Source organism: Flavobacterium sp. Arc2 (assembly GCF_041431385.1).
GTDB lineage: Bacteria > Bacteroidota > Bacteroidia > Flavobacteriales > Flavobacteriaceae > Flavobacterium.
Map to the genome: position 1 here is coordinate 170,721 of NZ_JASMRH010000008.1, position 18,684 is coordinate 189,404.

Genomic DNA, 18,684 nt, shown 5'->3' on the forward strand with positions numbered 1-18,684 from the left:
AAAAAGAATTATATATTTGATGTTATATGCAAGTTGCGTACTACGGTCTTAAAACAAATAGAAAACATGAAAAAAATAACTTTTTTAGCATTATTTGCAACGATTTTAACTTCTTACGGACAGAAATACGGCGATTTAATAAAAAAAGCAGATTCTTCATATGAAGTGAAAAATTATACAATCTCAACAGCCTTTTTTGAAAAAGCATTTAAGACTAAACCTGAGTTAAAAGAAAATTTTTACAATGCAGCTTGCGCTGCATCGCTAGCAAATGACAAAAAGAATTCATTAAAATGGTTGGAAATCGCAATAAATAATGGATTCGATAATTTAAATCATATCAACACAGATTCTGATTTAGATAATGTCCGAAATGAGAAAAAATTCAACAAAATTATTTCAGATCTTCAAAAAAAGACAGAATTAGTGGAAGCAAAATACGATAAGCCATTACAAAAGGAATTACTTGAGATATTAAAAGAAGACCAAGAAATAAGAAATCAGTATTTTTCTGCACAAAAAAAATACGGCTACCAAGGGAAAGAAATGGATAGCTTAGGAAAAATTATGGTTCTAAAAGACAGTTTGAACTTAAAGAGAATCGTAAAAATATTGGATGAAAAAGGTTGGGCTGGGAAAGATGTCGTTGGTCAACAAGCAAACCAAACAGTATTTCTTGTAATTCAGCATTCAAATTTAAAAATCCAACAAAGGTATTTACCAATGATGAGAGAAGCCGTGAAAAAAGGAAATGCAAATTCTGATTCGTTAGCATTGTTAGAAGATAGAGTTGCATTAAGAGAAGGTAGAAAACAAATTTACGGTAGTCAAGTAGGAACAAATCCTGTAACAAAAACTCAATATGTACTTCCTTTAGAAGATCCTGACAATGTAGATAAAAGAAGAGCAGAAGTTGGTCTAGATCCTTTGTCTGATTATGTTAAATTTTGGAATATTGTTTGGGACATAGATCAGTATAAAAAAGATTTACCTGAAATTGAAAAAATGAGTAAGCAGAAAAATTAGATCATTCACTATGCAAGAATCCTTTAGTAAGGTTCTTGTATAGATGCTTTACCAGCTTCATAAATAACTCCTGACTCTGTAATCTCTCCTATTCTAGAATATAATTAGATACGTTTGTAAAAAATACTCTTAGTTTTATTGCTTCAATCCTTGCAATAATTCTTTGTAATTCTTAGCTCATCTCGATGCAGCCTCTGTTTATCTTTTTGATACAAGAACTCCTATATCGTTTATGCGAAGATTTCTGCTTTGTCTAAATGACAAACGTTGCAGAAAACCTTTACAGAGGCATCTTTGCAGGAGATTCAATTTTAGGCGATTTTTAAAATTCTATTAATTGGGATTCCTACTCCTTTTTTTAACACAACACTTTCATCCGTTAATGCCCAAACTGTGGTTTCGACCATTTTTTGTGACAAATCATCTTCAAAGAAAATTTGAATTTTTGAATGTTCTAAATTCCCTAAGGAAAGAGCGCGTTCTAATTCATTTTTTCTTTGGCTAATAGCCATATCGTCTTCTAAGACTTCAGTATGTGGAAATTTTAAAGTTTCTATCTTTTCTTTCTCGATGATCTCAAAATTTATAGTCATAATTATTTAATTTGTATTAATAAATAGCTCCATTGCTTTAGTACACTATCTACATTTATATGGCGATAGTATAACAAATATAAATACATTTTACTTCTTGCTAACTTGTGTTATTATTAATTTAACAAACCTTTAATTACTTTTATATCTTGGCTTCTTTACTTTTTAGCTTTTAATTCAAACGAGCAAGACCAAGAAAAATGGAATAGCTATTTGTACTGAATTAATGTAGCTATTCTAGTCCCTTCTGAATTTGTGCCAGGTCCTACTTTAGCATATAATTTGATACGTTTATGCAAAATGTTCTAAGCATAATTACTTGGTTACTCACAATGACGAAGTTTGAAGAAATTCTTTTTGTGTTTTTTAGCAAATCTCTGAATTTGCTCTATGTATCTTTGTGAAACAAAAATCTTATATGGTCTTCTCTTATTAAAACGATATAAAAAGCAAAAAACTTGTATCTTTTAAAAAACTGCAAGTTTCTCCGTTTCCTTTTTATCTCTTTGTGAAACAAACTACACTAATACCTACTATAAAATGAAAACGAAGTCAAGGATAACATCAATACTAAAAGCGAGTAGTCTGGACTCTTCTATTACTGGGATACAAACTTTTGATTTATCATCCTTAAACGGGACAACTGATCTGGAATTTCAACTACCAACCAACGTGAGATTGGGACATTTAGTAGAAAAAATTGTTTCTGAATTAATTAAATCATCAACTAACTACAAAGTGCGATATGAAAATATACAGATAATTGAAGATAAAAAAACTATAGGCGAAATTGATTTTATTATTGAAGATGAAAATACAGAAAAGTTAATCCATTTGGAATTGGCTTATAAGTTTTATCTGTTTGACCCAAGTATTTCTGCGGAACCAATAAATAATTGGATTGGTCCAAATAGAAATGATTCTTTGAAAGAGAAATTAGAAAAATTAAAAACAAAACAGTTTCCTTTACTTTACCATAATTGTACTAAATCATCGTTTGATACTTTAGCAATCGACACGATTTCTCAAGCAATCTGTTTATTAGTTTCCTTATTTATTCCTTATCAATACAAAGAAACTTTTAGCCCTATATATGAAAAAGCCATAAAAGGCTACTATGTAAACCTTGAATCATTTATTAGCTTGGATAATCCCGAAAAAACCTATTATATCCCTTCAAAAAAGGAATGGGGAATGGATCCATCAGAAAACGAAATTTGGAACCACTTTAATGAAATAAAAAAATATATTCACACAAGTATTAAAGAGAAACAAGCGCCATTGTGTTGGCAAAAACACAAAGATTCCTATTTAGAATTTTTTATTGTGTGGTGGTAGCAGGTTTATTTATGATCATTAAAAAAAAGCAGAACTGACTACTGTAGGGAATTAAAGAAAGGCCTTCTAAAAATATAAAAACTATGAAGATAAAACTAACAATCTGTTTACTGGCACTACTAGTATTTGCATGCAACAAACAAAAAAGCGACGAAACTAAAAGCAACGCTACCTCGACTTCTGTTGATACAGTTCAAGTAATGAAGTCCATTGAGCAAAAAAAACAAATAGCTACAGCATTTTCAAATGAAAATTTTCGCCAAGTAACGGTAGAAAAGATAAATGATAATAAGTTCCGTATACAAGGACAAGCTCAAGTTTGGGAAGCAAACATTAATTGGGTAATTGAGGATGGACATAACGAATTGAAAAGCGGTTTTACAACCACCGACGCTGGCGCACCAAAATGGGGTAACTTTGACTTTACATTTGATATTGAGAAAAAAGAGGAGTTTTCAACGTTAACTCTTATTCTATTTGAAGTAAGCGCAAAAGACGGTATCCGCAACCATGAATTACCAATACCTCTCAATTGACGGCGCAAGGATCTCTGGTAATTCCATTCTGTCGCAAGCATCTGTCTTCTTCTAAAATATGCAAAGACTATAATCTTTACCAATACAAAGCTAACCTTAAAAGAAAGCAAGATATTACCCGCTTTTTGATAGTTATTCCAAGGTTTTACGAACTTCTAAACTCAACTATCCAGAATTAACTAAAAGTCAAAAATAATTTTAATTTTAGATAATTCTACAATTGAAGTAGAATTAAAAATAATGGGGTTCATATAAGAGCCGTTTGGTAAGATTGCGGGGTTTAGTGGAATTACCAATTTATTACTTATCTTCGTTCAGTAGAAAAACTCTGTTGCCTCTCGAAGGCGCGGGAAGTTGAGTCCTACACTATTGAGACAGTGCTAACATCAAGCTTTGTGCCATTAAGTAAAGATGACAAACTCTAATACAAAATGAAAATTACAAAAGACAGTTTCTTTATTTCCGTCATCATATTTACTATTTTAATTTTGATCGTAGTATTCTCGTTAAAGAATATTTATGAGTTAAATAATAATTCTAACAAGGTTATTCATACTTACGAGGTGCAGATGGGTTTGGCTAACAATCTTTCATTGTTAAAAGATATTGAAACTGGTGCAAGAGGTTTTGCCTTGACAGGGAATAAAGCTTATATAGAACCTAATGCTTTGGCTAAGCCAAAAATTAAAAAAAACATTTTGCATTTGCAGAATTTGGTTAAAGATAACCCGATTCAAATAGTAAAACTGGATTCGCTTAAACAACTTATTGATTTAAAAATTGCATCAAGTGTCGAAATTATTAATGTCAGGGAGCAGATTGGATTAAGTGCAGCAATCGAAATTATTTCAACACAGAGAGGAAAACGAATAATGGACGACATTAGAAAACTCTCCTATAACATGGATAAATTAGAAGAACGATCATTAATTGATAAAAATAAAATTGCCGTTGACAGTTATTTCCTTGCCCAACTTTACGTTATTTTAGGAGGCATTATCTCCATATTAATCGCAACTTTTTTAATGATTATTAATAACAAATCCTTAAAACTGAAAAAACATCTCCTGAAATCGGAAGAAGTATTAACCGTAGCATTATCTTCCAAACAACAATTTTTAGCCAATATGAGTCATGAAATCCGCACACCAATGAATGCGATTCTTGGATTTACAAAGATTATGTTAAAAACAGATTTAGCACCTAAGCAAAAAGAATATTTGGATGCTATAAAAACCAGTAGCGATGGATTAATCATACTCATTAATGATATACTGGATTTAGCAAAAGTAGATGCAGGTAAAATGACATTTGAACAAATACCTTTTAAAGTGGAATCTTCAATATCAAGCATGATTCAGGTATTTGATTTAAAAATTAAGGAAAAGAATTTAGAGTTAGTTAAAGAATATGACAAGAAAATTCCAGAAGTGTTAATAGGTGATAAAGTACGTCTACACCAAATTCTTTTAAACCTTTTGGGTAATGCTCTAAAGTTTACATCAAAAGGAAAAATTACCATAGCTGTTCGTTTGTTGAATGAAGATGAAGAGAAAGTAACCATTGAGTTTGCAATTACCGACACAGGAATAGGAATAGCAGAAGATGAATTAGAATACATTTTTGAAAACTTTCAACAAGCAACAAGTTCATCTTCTAGAGTATTTGGAGGAACAGGATTAGGACTTGGCATCTGTAAACAATTAGTGGAAAAACAAGGAGGAACTATTTCGGTAAAAAGTAAAATTAACGAAGGAGCAACGTTCAGTTTCACTTTAACCTTTAAAAAAACCAATGCAGCAATTAAATCAGAAACTATAGACTTAGAATTGGATGATGAAATCAAGGTTATAAAAGTACTATTGGTTGAAGATATTAAACTAAATCAATTATTAATGAAAATAATTTTGGACGATTTCAACTTCAAATATGATATTGCTGACAATGGAAAAATTGCTATTGAGAAACTACAAACAGAATCTTACGATATTATTTTGATGGACTTGCAGATGCCCGAAATGAACGGATTTGAAGCTACAGAATATATTCGCAACACAATGAAGTCAAAAATTCCAATCATTGCTTTAACAGCAGATGTAACAACAGTTGATGTTGAAAAATGCAAAGAAATAGGTATGAATGATTATATTTCAAAACCACTTGACGAAAGAGTTTTATATTCTAAAATTATTGAATTAGTGGAACGTTAGACTTATTATATAAGCTTGCGAAAGCATTGTTTTCCCCAATGTCTTGTCCTGAAATAGCTAAAGATTCTAATCTTTAACAATAAAAAACCAGTCTAAATAGAGACTGGTTTTTTTATAATCGAAATGTAAATAAAAATACTTACTTTTTAAAGTTCCGTAAAAATAGAAGCATCCAGATTAGTTTTAACTATTACATTTTTTGGACCGACATCTTCATTAGGTCTGTCAAAAGAAAGCAAGATGTTACCCGCTTTTTGATAGTTATTCCATGGCTTCAAGAACTTTGGCTCAGCATCATTAAAATTTTTATAATACGCCCATTGCTGTATTAAGTGATTTTCTTTATCGACATACAGCCAGTATTTATTTTCGGGAGTTACGCCTACAGCACTAAAAGTAAGTTGCAAGATATCTGCCGTTTTACCATTTGGTAATTTGTCTGTCTTAACATAAGTAAGGTGCACTCCAGGATCTTGTAATTTCCAAGGCATCACAAGCCAATACGAATCATTAATCCACCAATTCTTCCCTTTTTCAAGCAAACCGTTCGCCTTAGTTTCGTCTTTTACTAATATACCATTCTCGTATACCTTCCCTTTTAACGTGTTGATATTTACTAAAATCACTTGATTTGCTGTTGGGTTCTCTACTCGAACATCTCCCGTCCATTTATCCCAAATGAGTTTTCTGTTCACAAAATCCCATTCGATAAAATGAGTGTTATTGTAATTATTCTCTCCGCCCATAGCAGTTAGCATTTCTTTTACGATTGCATCCGCTTTTTTATCCTTCGATTGAGCCAATATTGAGCTGCTGCTAAAAGTTAATGTGATGACAATTAGAGCTGCTTTAAAAATAGTTTTCATAATCATGTATTTGATTGATTCTAAGAAACAAAAATAGTCGCTTTTTCTTATCTTTTAAATTTAAGTCTCATTATATATACTTATATCTTCATTACTATTACTTATTGTTGCTTTCCATATCGAAATATACCGTGCATATTATTCTTACCTTAGCACTCTTAGAAACAAGCGACAAAAAAAAAATATAAAATGCAAACAATATTAGGAGCTAACGGAATAATAGGTGAAGAATTAGCACATGAATTACGTAAAAATTATAGTGACCAAATTAGATTAGTGGGACGCAACCCCCAAAAAGTACATCCAGAAGATCTTCTTTTTAAAGCAAACCTACTCGATCCAGAAAATGTCATTTTAGCACTTGAAAATACTGAGATTGCCTATCTAACAGTGGGCCTTCCCTACGATTCTGAAATATGGCTTACGGATTGGTTAATTGTTATGCAAAACACAATCGCCGCCTGTAAAAAGAACCGCTGCAAACTCGTTTACTTTGATAATACCTACGCTTATCCCCAAGGTAGCAAAATCCAAACTGAAGAAACGCCTTTTAGTTCTGAAGGAAAAAAAGGAAAAGGAAAGAAACTGGCTGCCGAATTACTATTAAAAGCGATAGCAAACAAAGAAATCGAAGCAGTAATTTGCAGAGCACCTGAGTTCTATGGTCCTGGTAAAACGAAAGGTCTTACTAATAGTTTGATTTTCGAAAATCTTAAAAATGGAAAAGAACCTAAGGTATTCCTAAAAGATTCTGTACTACGAACACTAATCTTTACTCCTGATGCCAGTAAAGCGATGGCGTTAATTGGTAATACAGCTGATACCTATGGGCAAACCTGGCATTTACCTTGTGACGACAATAGATTAACCTACAAGCAATTTATTGCCGAAATCGGACGCCAATTAGGACGAGAAATACAATACAAAGTACTCAGTAAATTTGTCCTAAAAATAGGTTCCTTCTTTGACCATAACCTTAAAGAAACTCAGGAATTACTGCCTCGTTATGCGATTGATAATATCTTTGATTCTTCAAAATTCAAAACTAGATTCCCAAATTTTAAAGTAACGACATACTCAGAAGGAATTAAAACAATAATTAACGACTTTAAGATAACCTAAATAACAAAAGGCAAAACAAAGTATATTTTCGAATCTTTAACACTACACTATAATTACACTAAGTAAACTGAGCAAATGTATCCCGACTTTTCACGCACTACATTTGCTTTTACTTATTTACGAATCTTCCTAAGTATAAGATTTCTTTGTGGTCCTTTGTTAAACAAAACTTAAATATTCTTAGGGTTCGTGTCTTTTTAAAGAGAAAAAATGGACATTCTTGTGATTCTGAAATGGAGTTTTACCTCTTTGGAACAAATACTATTTTCATAATCATTTACGAATATATTAGTTAGCTTTAAGAGTAGCCCGCATTCCAATAATCAATCGTCTTCATAATTACTCCAACCAAAATTATTTCAATAAAGATATCCTTAACATTAACTGGCAATTTTTCACATTAATTTATTATAGTTTATGACTATCTTAGCTAAAACAAAAAAACGCTAATAGAGCAAAACCGATCAATACTGATTGAATAGCTAATATTGAGTAGTAACTACAAGGGATTTACGGCAAACCATAAAAAAACCATCTTGGTTTTGAATATACCATTCTTAGCAATGTCAATGGCACTCCATCATTTTTTATAGACGGAAATAAATTTTACCAAGCCCTATAATTTATAAGGCATTAATTCAGAAGAGCGTTTACCAACACTTTTCAAAAAACAATAAATATGTCAAAAAAAGTAGCAGACCAAATCGTAGAGATGTTGATTAGTAATAATGTAAAAAGAATATATGCTATCACTGGTGATAGTCTAAACGAGTTAAATGACGCCGTTCGAAGAAATGGAAAAATTAAATGGATTCACGTTCGCCATGAAGAAGTTGGCGCCTATGCGGCAGCGGCAGAAGGAGAATTAGATGGACTAGCTTGTTGTGCAGGAAGCAGCGGACCAGGGCATATACATTTAATAAATGGTTTGTATGACGCTAACCGTTCAGGTGTTCCAATTATCGCCATTGCGTCAACGATTAATACGCCTGAATTTGGAGTTGATTATTTCCAATCAACTAATACTTATAAATTATTTGATGATTGTAGTGTGTACAACCAAATAGCGACTACACCCACTCAAGTGCCACGAATGCTACAAACGGCAATCCAAAATGCTATTCACAAAAAGGGAGTTGCTGTCTTTGGTTTACCTGGTGATGTATCTGCTATGCCTGCCATAGAAAGTGCTACTTCAATGTATAATTATCATAGTGAAACCGTTTTTAGACCATCGGACAACGAAATACAAAAATTAGCAGATCTCGTTAACAAACATCCCAAAATTTCTATTTACTGTGGTATTGGCGCTAGAGAAGCTCATGATGATATTATAAAACTGGCTGCACTACTAAAAGCTCCTATTGGCTATTCTTTTAGAGGAAAAATGGGAATGCAACACAATAATCCTTATGAAGTGGGTATGACAGGTTTGCTCGGTGTTCCATCTGCGTATCACGCGATGCACGAATCTGATGTTGTACTATTACTGGGAACGGATTTTCCTTACGAACATTTTATGCCCGTAACGAACAAACTTGTTCAAGTTGATGAAAAACCAGAAAGATTAGGTAGACGCGCAAAATTAGAAATGGGTTTAACCGGAAAAATAACGGATACGATTGCCGCATTATTACCACTAATCAAAGAAAAAGAAGATGATAGTTTCTTAAATGCGCAATTAGAATTATACGCAAAAGTAAAAGAAAACCTGAACATCTATGTAGAAGATTCCGGGTCAGAAAATCATATAAGTCCAGAATTTGTAGCATCCACCATTAACGATATGGCAAATGACGATACTATTTTTACCGTAGACACAGGTATGTGCTGCGTTTGGGGAGCACGATACATTCACGGCACTGGAAAACGCAAGATGTTAGGTTCTTTCAATCATGGTTCTATGGCCAATGCCATGCCAATGGCTATAGGAGCACAATTAGCCTATCCTGACAGACAAGTCATTGCTTTTTGTGGAGATGGAGGTATTTCTATGTTATTAGGCGATCTCGCCACTATCAAACAATACAATCTACCTATAAAACTAGTTGTATTTAATAACCGTTCTTTGGGAATGGTACAATTAGAAATGCAGGTAGAAGGCTTGCCCAATAATGAAACATATATGGTAAATCCAGATTTTGAATTGGTAGCACAAGCTATGGGTTTCAAAGGAATCACTGTGAACCATCCTGATGCAGTAAAAAAAGCATTAGAGGATGCCTTTATTCATGATGGACCTGTTTTAGTTAATGTATTTACAAACCCACAAGCATTAGCAATGCCGCCAAAAATGGAGTTCGAACAAATGAAAGGCTATGCTTTATCAATGAGCAAAATGATCTTGGGTGGAAACATGGATGAAGTGTTAGAAATGATAAAAACAAATTACAAGCACTTAAAAGAAGTGTTGTAATAATTGATTTTTCTAGCATATAGAAACACAAATAAACTATTATTCCCTTTTATTTTTTAGATCAAAGGAATATTTCAAATAAGTGAAAAACCCCAATTAGTATTTTTAGGCAATTTCCTGTTTTATACTAAAACAAAAATTGATTTCTATTTTTTTTTCATGATCCAACGGTCAATTTATCTTTTCATAACGACTTTACCTGTTTTTTAAATTAGTATACAAAAATGACATTATAAATACAATCACTAAAACTAACAGCTACGGTTACGTTAGACTAATAAAATGATTACAATAAGAATATCCAAACTACTTGACTGCACTCCTGCAAGCTGTTATTGAGATTCATGAGAAATAAATTAAAAAAGCAATAAAAAGAAAATACATCCTTTTCTAATTTTCCAATTTTCTATCTTTATAAAATTCACTATTTTTGCACTCTAAAATTTATACAATGTCAAATAAAAAATATAAAATAGCAGTTATCCAGCTTAATCTTAACGATGTTGCCGAAAACAACCTGAAAAAATGTTTAATTTGGGTTCGCGACGCTGCAAGTCAAGGCGCTGAAGTAATCTCTTTACCGGAATTATACAGTAGTCATTATTTCTGTCAAAGTGAAGACGTTGATAATTTTGCGCTAGCTGAACCGCTTTACAGCACTTCGTTTATAGCCTTTAGTGCTTTGGCAAAAGAATTAGGCGTGGTAATCATTGTTCCTTTTTTCGAAAAAAGAATGGCTGGAATCTACCATAACAGTGCCTATATTATTGATACTGATGGTTCAGAAGCAGGTTTATACCGAAAAATGCACATTCCAGACGATCCTCATTTCTACGAAAAATTCTATTTCACTCCTGGTGATTTAGGTTTTAAAACAATTCCAACACAAAAAGGAAAAATTGGAACATTAATTTGCTGGGATCAATGGTATCCAGAAGCGGCTAGACTTACGGCTCTTAAAGGTGCTGAGGTCTTGTTTTACCCAACAGCAATAGGATGGCATCCGGGAGAGAAAGAGCAGTATGGTGAAAACCAATATGGCGCCTGGATGAATGTCATGAAAGGTCATGCGGTTGCAAATGGCGTTTATGTCGCTGCGGCAAACAGAATTGGTTTAGAGCAATATTTACCTGATACGGACGGTATACAGTTTTGGGGAGCTTCCTTTATCGCTGGACCACAAGGTGAAATTTTGGCGCAAGCCTCACACGATAAAGAAGAAATTTTAATAGCTGAAGTTGATTTAGATTTACAAGAAAATGTCCGTCAGAATTGGCCGTTTTTTAGAGACCGACGAATTGATGCTTTTGGAGATATTACTAAAAGAGCAATTGACTAATTATGACTGAAAATAAAAGAAGGTTTCCTGCTGAATGGGAAAAACAACAAGGTATTTTACTTTGCTTTCCGCATAACGGAAAAGACTGGCCTGGAAAGTACGAAGCTATCCAGTGGGCTTTTGTTGAATATATTAAAAAAGTGGCTACTTATGAAACCGTATTTTTAGTAGTTGCCGATGAAAAACAGAAAGAAAAAGTAAGCGAAATGCTAGAAATGGCAAGAGTTAACCTAGACAATGTTTCATTTATTATTCAAAAAACGAATAGAAGTTGGATGCGTGATTCTGGTCCTATTGTAATCAAAAATGGAGACGCTAGAGAAGCCTTGAATTTTAATTTTAATGGTTGGGCAAAATATAAAAACTATCAATTAGACAAACATATTCCGGCTACAGTAGCGAACTTTCTAGATATTCCGCTTACGCAAGTTATGCATAAAGGAAAACCAGTAATTATAGAAGGTGGTGCAATTGATAGTAATGGAAGAGGGACTTTATTGACATCCGAAGAATGTTTAATGCATCCTGATATCCAGGTTAGAAATCCTGGTTTTACTAAAGCTGATTACGAAGCGGTTTTCAAGGAATACCTTGGAATTACTAATGTGATTTGGTTAGGTAACGGAGTTGAAGGAGATGATACTCATGGGCACATTGATGATTTATGTCGCTTTATCAACGAAGATACAATAGTAACAATTATTGAAACCGATGTAAATGATGCTAATTATAAACCTTTGCAAGACAATTTAAAACGTTTACAAAATGCCAAGTTAGAAAACGGAAAAGCGCCTATTGTTGTGGCTTTACCGATGCCTAAGCGAATCGATTTTGAAGATTTAAGATTGCCGGCGAGTTATGCTAACTTTCTAATAATGAATCAATGTGTTTTGGTTCCTACCTTTAATGATGCTAATGATCGTGTAGCTTTAAACATCCTTGCAGAATGCTTTCCAGATCGAGAAATCATTGGAATTAGTGCTATTGATTTAATTTGGGGATTTGGAACACTTCATTGTTTGAGTCAACAAATACCAGAATAAATATTAAGTGATTACTTTTAAATGTAAAGCAAAAAAAAACGCCAACTATGAAGTTGGCGTTTTTTTTTATGAGAAACTTTGTCTCCTATTATTTATCTTTTGTAAAAATAAAATTTTGCCCTCCCTGATGTAGAGTGAATTCCGATTTACCTTCATTGAATTGAATTTCAACTCCAGCGGGAGTAAATTTAAATTTATCAATTCCAGCAATTTCTAAAGGAAAAGGCGATTGCCCTGTCGCTTGTGTCATCAGCGTATTTTTTTCTTCAAAAAAAGTGATTTTCAAAGGAATTTGTTTACTTGAAAACGTCCCTAAATAGCCATCTAAAATAATAGCTTTTTCAATGACTCCTTTGGCAGCAGTCCATACATTATTAGCTTCATTACTATCTGGGAAAACATGGTCTGGGTCTAAAGTGATGCTTTCAATTTCCTCTGTAGAATGATGCTTAAAGGACCACTCTGTGTTTTTCTGCCAGATTTCAACTGGCAATTTAACTCTTTCTACCTTTCCACTTTTTGTTTTCACATCAAGAATGATAGGCATAGGCATTTTTTCGAAATTCTCAACGGTAATTACCACCCCTTGCTTTGGATCATTTTTTACGTATTTGATTGCATTAACCCCTTGGTCAAAACGCCAATTGTATTGAAACCAACCTCTCCAAAACCAACTTAAATCTTCTCCTGCAACGTTCTCGATAGTTCTGAAGAAATCATCTGGTGTAGGATGTTTAAAAGCCCAACGCTCCACATAAGTGCGGAAAGCCAAATCAAAACGTTCTGGTCCTAATACTTGTTCACGCAAAATAACTAAGCCTGAACTTGGCTTGTAATACGCTAAAACTCCAATATTAGCTTCCTTCATATTATCAGGAGAGCTCATAATAGTTTCTAAATCAGTACCCGTTAGAGTTTCAGCTCTTTGGTGTAAATCATTCGGTTCTGCCTTGTATTCCCCATTATTGAAGTCTACTGATGATAATGAATTAATGAAAGTATTGAATCCTTCATCCATCCAAGCGAATAAACGTTCATTTGAACCCACAATCATAGGAAACCAGTTGTGACCAAATTCATGATCTGTAACTCCCCATAAATCTTCTCCTTTAGATTTCCATCCACAAAAAACGATTCCAGGATATTCCATTCCGCCTTCATTTCCCGCCACATTTGTAGCTACTGGATAAGAGTATTCAAACCATCTTTTAGAGTAGTTTTCGATAGAAGCCTTAGTAAATTCTGTTGAACGTCCCCAAGCTTCATTTCCTGCACTTTCAACAGGGTAAGCTGATAATGCTAATGATTTTTTACCACTTGGAAGATTGATTTTAGCACCATCTAAAATAAACGCCGCCGAAGAAGCCCAAGACAAATCTCTAGCGTTTTTCAATTTGTAATGCCAAGTTTTTGTAGCTGTAGTAGTCGTATTTGCTAAAGCAGCAACTTCTTCTTCTGTACGAATCATTACTGTTTTATCGCTTTGTTTCGCTTGTGCAAATCTGCTTTGTTCAACAGCGCTATAAACAGCCGTAGGGTTTACTAACTCTCCAGAAGAAACAACAATGTGATTTGCCGGAGCTGTAATGTTTATATCAAAATCTCCATATTCCAAATAAAACTCAGAAGCACCTAAATACGGATTCGTATTCCAACCTCTTACATCATCATAAACACACATACGTGGATACCACTGAGCAATTGTAAATATCTTTCCGTTTTTAGTGTCTAAAACTCCAGTACGGTCTGAACCTTCCAAAGGAGAAATATAAGAGAAATCGATTTTAATTTTAACCGTTCCTCCTTTTGCTTTTAGCCCTTGCGGAAGAAAAACTTGCATTCTGGTATCTGTAATTAAAAATTTAGCTTCTACTTCAGTGGATTTTCCTTTAGTAGTATTAACAATTTTAACCGATTTGATTTTATGACCTCCGTCAAAGACTTCCCCTTGCGCTCCATTGCGACTACCTGTTAAAGGCACAACTGCGTTACCACGAGAATCTGCTTTGAATAAATTTTGATCTACATTCATCCAAACGAAAGACATTGCATCAGGACTATTGTTTGTATAGGTAATTATATCGGTACCAATAATCTCATTATTCTGTGTATTCAATTTTGCTGTAAGAACATAATCTGCTCTGTTCTGCCAATACTCTGCACCTGGCTGACCGCTTGCAGAACGTGTTGTTGTTCCATTTTTTGAATAAAAAAATGGTGCAAAAGCATCATGGTAATTGTAATTAGATTGTTTAGTATTAGCCGCAGTTGCAGGAACTTCTTGTGCCCATATAGACGAAATTCCCAATAATAGAGCCATATGGAGTATGACCTTGAAACGAGTGTTTTTCATGTTTTTTATTATTTGAATGCCAAATTAATAAAAAATAATCATATCATTATATTAAATTCAATGTTTAGTCAAAAATTAATAAAATTCTTACTATAATACAATAATTAGGTTTTAGTTACATAAAATAAAAATTAAGAAATATATTTACATCGATAAAAAAATTAATCCGAAATAAGACTTTCATTTTGATAACAACGATAACAAACTCTAATTTAACTGCACAAATTAAGCACTTAGGTGCCGAAATATGTTCACTAAAAAAAAACAATTCTATAGAATATATTTGGGAAGCTAATGCCGATTTTTGGGGGAAACACTCCCCTATTTTATTTCCAATCGTAGGTACTTTAAGAGATAATACCTTTAAACATAATGATGCAGCATACACTTTATCAAGACATGGTTTTGCTAGAGATATGGAGTTTGAATTAATTGAAAAGAAAAAAAATAGCGCCACTTTTGCAATTCAATCATCAGAAGACACCAGAAATAATTATCCTTTTGACTTCGAACTCCAAGTAAAGTATGAATTAGAAGACAATAGCCTATCTATTTCATATAAAGTCGTAAACAAAAGTACAGCACAAATGCCTTTTTCTATCGGTGCACATCCAGCTTTTGCTTTGTCTGGAAATTTTGAAGATTATAGTTTGCAATTTGAAAAAGACGAGCCTTTAGAATACAATCTGTTAGAAAACGATTTAATTTCTAATAAAACTAAGGTCCTTAGCGCACCTGATAGTTTGGTTCCCTTAAACTATGAATTATTTGAAAAAGATGCATTGATTTTTAAATCGTTACATTCCAAATATTTAACGATTTTAAGAAATAAGACGCCATTCATTAGAGTGCGTTATCCAAGCTTCCCTCATTTGGGAATTTGGACAAAAATAAATGCGCCGTTTCTTTGTATCGAACCGTGGTTTGGATATTCAGATTCTGTTGATAGTACTGGAAATCTAATGGATAAAGAAGGTATCCAAATAATAGAACCAAATCAGACTTTTAATGCCGCATTCAGTATTGAAATTCTATAATTCACTAAATACAACCAAAAAAGATGTTATCCATAAACTTCAATCCATTTCCAAATTTAGAAACCGAACGATTATCACTACGCAGAGTTGTCAATAATGATGTAAACGAAATTTTTGCTTTACGTTCAGACAAAGAAGTAATGAAATATATTCCGAGACCTATCGCAAAAACTCCTGAAGACGCTTTAGCGCATATTGCAACAATTGATGCCACAATTGATAGAAACGAAGGAATTAATTGGGCTATTACTTTAAAAAACAGTGATAAGCTTATTGGAGTAATAGGTCATTACCGAATCCAACCACAAAATTACCGTGCCGAAGTAGGTTATATTCTGCATCCAGATTATCATGGAAAAGGATTTATTCCCGAAGCTTTAAAAAAAGTAATCGAATATGGCTTTAATATAATGAAGCTTCATACCATAGAAGCTGTGATAGACCCAGACAATGCTGGCTCAGAAAAAGTATTGCAAAAAAGTGGATTTACTAAAGAAGCACATTTTATTGAAAATCAATTTTTTGAAGGTCAATTTTTAGATTCTATCATCTATTCATTGTTAAATAAATCTTAACATAATGTTTTTTACTTTTTAGACATGCTAAATCAATTACATTTGTGTTTAACTTCAATTTTTACTAATAAAAAGCCAATTAGCCCCCTAAATAATTGCTTGACACCTTAACTATGAAAAAAATATTCTTTTTGTTAACCATCCTTTTTGCAGTACAATCTCAAAGTCAAACCTACGTAAAAGTTAATGCTTTTACCACTTTGCTAACTGCACCAAATATAGGTATAGAGACAAAATTAGGAGAAAAAACTTCTATTCAAGTAGACATATTGGCGCTTCCATGGAAATCTATTAATGGTATTCCAAGACAATTCTACACTTTAACAACTGAATTTAGATATAATTTTAAGGAACAAAATAATGGTTTTTATGTTGGTGGTAATATCGGAGGGAGTAAATACAATTTTCAGAAATGGAATTATTTAAGAACTGATAAATATGAAATTGGTCACGGTTATATGCTTGGTGCTACAGTTGGGTACAAGGCTAAAATAAACGAAAAATTTTACTTAGAATGTTTTTTAGGAGGAGGCTGGCATCAAGGTTTCTACAAAGGCTATTTTTTAAGTACTGGTGAGCGCTATGAAACAGCGCAGCATTATAATAAAAGTGGAGAGTGGTTACCCTATAGAGGTGGAGTCATGATAGCTTATAAATTAAACTAAAATTTATTTACATTCTTCACATACAATTCTTCAACTTCTTTCCTAGCCCAATCTGTTTTTCTTAAAAAAGTAAGACTAGATTTCACGCTTGGATTATCATTGAAACATTTAATTTTTATTAATTCGCCCAAGGTATCAAAACCATAATGATCCACGAGCTTTTCCAATATCGATTTTAGTGTGATTCCGTGAAGCGGATCTTTTGACTGTTGCTTTTCCATAGCACAAATTTAAATCAATTTTATAAAAAATAGTGCCTATTCATCGATTTGTTCCTACATTTGTACTTCTATGCTAAAATCAATCAACATACTTAATAAAAGAGCCCGATACGATTATGAAATAATCGAGAAATTCACGGCGGGAATTGTTTTGGCGGGAACTGAAATCAAATCAATCCGTTTAGGAAAGGCTAATATTACTGAAAGCTTTTGCGAGTTCAGTGGTACAGAACTTTTTGCCATAAATACTTATATTGAAGAATATACTTTTGGAAATCAATTCAATCACAAAGCACGTAGTGAACGAAAATTATTGTTGAACAAAAGAGAGTTAAAAAGTTTAGCACGAAGTGTTCAAGCTAAAGGACTTACTATAGTGCCATTAAAGTTATTTACTAACGAAAAAGGATTGGCTAAATTAGAGATCGGACTATGCAGAGGTAAAAAAACCTATGACAAACGAGAATCACTAAAAGAACAAGATACTAAACGAGATTTAGCCCGAATCAAGAAAGAATTTTAAATCGACAAGGGAAATAATTTTCCCTTTTTTATGATCTGTATTGATGACTAAATTTGTCAAGACTACTTAAATCCTGGCTTAAAAATGAAAACACTTCTCAAAGAAGCACGCGAATTAAAAAACTTAAAAACAAGGGAAGTAGCTCAACTTTTAGGAATTGATCAAGCACTTATAAGTAAATTTGAAAGTGGCTCCCGGAAACCAACAAAAGATCAAGTCTCAAAACTAGCTACACTTCTCGAAATTGATTTCGAAACAATAATGGTTTCTTGGTTAAAAGAAAAAATTATCCATGAAATTGGACAAGGTGAATTTGCTTTAAAAGCCTTACGAGCCGCCGAAGAAGAACTTAAACTAAATATTAGCCCTTCCAATAATAAAGTTTCTACAGTTCTTCAACAGCTTTTAAATGAAATAGATATATTTAAAGCAAAACTAAATACTTTTTCCACAACCGAAACTAGTGTAATCGCTCAAGCTTTAGAAATAGAATATACCCATGCTAGCAATTGGATGGAAGGAAATTCACTTTCACTAGCAGAAACTGATTTGGTTATTAATGAAGGTCAAACAATCTCTGGTAAAAGTATGCGAGAACATCTCGAAGCGATTAATCATCAGGAAGCGATCGAATTTATCAAAAATAGAGTTAAAAATAATGCCTCTTTTGGCGAACAAGAAATCATCTCCTTGCACACTATCATTTTAAGAGGAATTCTACCTAAAGAAGCTGGCCACTATCGCCAGTCTGTGAAAAAACCGCCGTTATGTTCTTTCAAATATAATGTATATTTCGAATATTAAAGCAAGAAAAGTTGTAT

At 33.0% G+C, this 18,684-nt stretch carries 17 protein-coding genes; 13 read left to right on the forward strand and 4 right to left on the reverse strand.

Annotated features, from left to right (window positions below; genetic code table 11):
• Nucleotides 1–66: 66 nt before the first annotated feature.
• Complete coding sequence (locus QO182_RS07610) at nucleotides 67–1,026, forward strand: DUF6624 domain-containing protein (RefSeq protein ID WP_371560811.1); 960 nt, start codon at nucleotides 67–69, stop codon at nucleotides 1,024–1,026.
• Nucleotides 1,027–1,337: 311 nt separating this feature from the next.
• On the opposite strand, the gene QO182_RS07615 is transcribed toward QO182_RS07610, so the two are convergent.
• Complete coding sequence (locus tag QO182_RS07615; RefSeq protein WP_371543446.1) at nucleotides 1,338–1,619, reverse strand: hypothetical protein; 282 nt, start codon at nucleotides 1,617–1,619, stop codon at nucleotides 1,338–1,340.
• A 540-nt stretch (nucleotides 1,620–2,159) separates the two neighbouring features.
• On the opposite strand from QO182_RS07615, the gene QO182_RS07620 reads away from it, so the two are divergent.
• From QO182_RS07620 to QO182_RS07630, 3 genes are all read left to right on the forward strand, one after another.
• Entirely contained in the window at nucleotides 2,160–2,957 is a 798-nt protein-coding gene (locus tag QO182_RS07620) for a DUF1853 family protein (protein ID WP_371560813.1), read from the forward strand.
• Nucleotides 2,958–3,040: 83 nt separating this feature from the next.
• Entirely contained in the window at nucleotides 3,041–3,493 is a 453-nt protein-coding gene (locus QO182_RS07625; protein WP_371543451.1) for a Gmad2 immunoglobulin-like domain-containing protein, read from the forward strand.
• Between the two features lie 431 nt (nucleotides 3,494–3,924).
• Nucleotides 3,925–5,703: a CHASE3 domain-containing protein gene (locus QO182_RS07630; RefSeq protein WP_371560815.1), complete on the forward strand. Its 1,779-nt coding sequence runs from the start codon at nucleotides 3,925–3,927 to the stop codon at nucleotides 5,701–5,703.
• Nucleotides 5,704–5,849: 146 nt separating this feature from the next.
• Here the strand turns inward: QO182_RS07630 and QO182_RS07635 are convergent, their stop codons facing one another.
• The gene (locus tag QO182_RS07635; protein ID WP_371543457.1) at nucleotides 5,850–6,569 is read right to left on the reverse strand and encodes a hypothetical protein; all 720 of its coding nucleotides are present in this window, start codon (nucleotides 6,567–6,569) and stop codon (nucleotides 5,850–5,852) included.
• Between the two features lie 189 nt (nucleotides 6,570–6,758).
• On the opposite strand from QO182_RS07635, the gene QO182_RS07640 reads away from it, so the two are divergent.
• From QO182_RS07640 to QO182_RS07655, 4 genes are all read left to right on the forward strand, one after another.
• On the forward strand, nucleotides 6,759–7,691 hold the full coding sequence (locus QO182_RS07640; RefSeq protein WP_371560817.1) for an NAD-dependent epimerase/dehydratase family protein: 933 nt from the start codon (nucleotides 6,759–6,761) through the stop codon (nucleotides 7,689–7,691).
• A gap of 679 nt (nucleotides 7,692–8,370) precedes the next feature.
• Entirely contained in the window at nucleotides 8,371–10,107 is a 1,737-nt protein-coding gene (locus QO182_RS07645; protein WP_371560819.1) for a thiamine pyrophosphate-dependent enzyme, read from the forward strand.
• Between the two features lie 451 nt (nucleotides 10,108–10,558).
• On the forward strand, nucleotides 10,559–11,446 hold the full coding sequence (locus QO182_RS07650) for a carbon-nitrogen hydrolase (RefSeq protein ID WP_371543464.1): 888 nt from the start codon (nucleotides 10,559–10,561) through the stop codon (nucleotides 11,444–11,446).
• Between the two features lie 2 nt (nucleotides 11,447–11,448).
• The gene (locus QO182_RS07655) at nucleotides 11,449–12,489 is read left to right on the forward strand and encodes an agmatine/peptidylarginine deiminase (protein WP_371543467.1); all 1,041 of its coding nucleotides are present in this window, start codon (nucleotides 11,449–11,451) and stop codon (nucleotides 12,487–12,489) included.
• Nucleotides 12,490–12,577: 88 nt separating this feature from the next.
• Here QO182_RS07655 and QO182_RS07660 read toward each other — a convergent pair whose 3' ends face one another.
• Nucleotides 12,578–14,842, reverse strand: a complete 2,265-nt coding sequence (locus tag QO182_RS07660) for a M1 family metallopeptidase (RefSeq protein ID WP_371543470.1) — start codon at nucleotides 14,840–14,842, stop codon at nucleotides 12,578–12,580.
• A gap of 185 nt (nucleotides 14,843–15,027) precedes the next feature.
• On the opposite strand from QO182_RS07660, the gene QO182_RS07665 reads away from it, so the two are divergent.
• From QO182_RS07665 to QO182_RS07675, 3 genes are all read left to right on the forward strand, one after another.
• Entirely contained in the window at nucleotides 15,028–15,879 is an 852-nt protein-coding gene (locus tag QO182_RS07665) for an aldose 1-epimerase family protein (RefSeq protein ID WP_371543473.1), read from the forward strand.
• Nucleotides 15,880–15,902: 23 nt separating this feature from the next.
• Nucleotides 15,903–16,454 carry a GNAT family N-acetyltransferase gene (locus tag QO182_RS07670; protein WP_371543476.1) on the forward strand — a complete coding sequence of 184 codons (552 nt, stop codon included), beginning with the start codon at nucleotides 15,903–15,905 and terminating at the stop codon, nucleotides 16,452–16,454.
• 113 nt (nucleotides 16,455–16,567) lie between these two features.
• Nucleotides 16,568–17,119, forward strand: a complete 552-nt coding sequence (locus QO182_RS07675; protein WP_371543479.1) for a DUF3575 domain-containing protein — start codon at nucleotides 16,568–16,570, stop codon at nucleotides 17,117–17,119.
• On the opposite strand, the gene QO182_RS07680 is transcribed toward QO182_RS07675, so the two are convergent.
• The gene (locus QO182_RS07680; protein WP_371543481.1) at nucleotides 17,116–17,340 is read right to left on the reverse strand and encodes a VF530 family DNA-binding protein; all 225 of its coding nucleotides are present in this window, start codon (nucleotides 17,338–17,340) and stop codon (nucleotides 17,116–17,118) included. The two genes, QO182_RS07675 and QO182_RS07680, sit on opposite strands and share 4 nt — an antisense overlap.
• Before the next feature lie 70 nt (nucleotides 17,341–17,410).
• Here QO182_RS07680 and smpB point away from each other — a divergent pair, with 70 nt between their 5' ends.
• On the forward strand, nucleotides 17,411–17,863 hold the full coding sequence (smpB, locus tag QO182_RS07685) for an SsrA-binding protein SmpB (RefSeq protein ID WP_091089906.1): 453 nt from the start codon (nucleotides 17,411–17,413) through the stop codon (nucleotides 17,861–17,863).
• Nucleotides 17,864–17,947: 84 nt separating this feature from the next.
• A complete protein-coding gene (locus QO182_RS07690; protein ID WP_371560822.1) occupies nucleotides 17,948–18,667 on the forward strand; it encodes a helix-turn-helix domain-containing protein in 720 nt (239 codons plus the stop codon).
• Nucleotides 18,668–18,684: the final 17 nt, after the last annotated feature.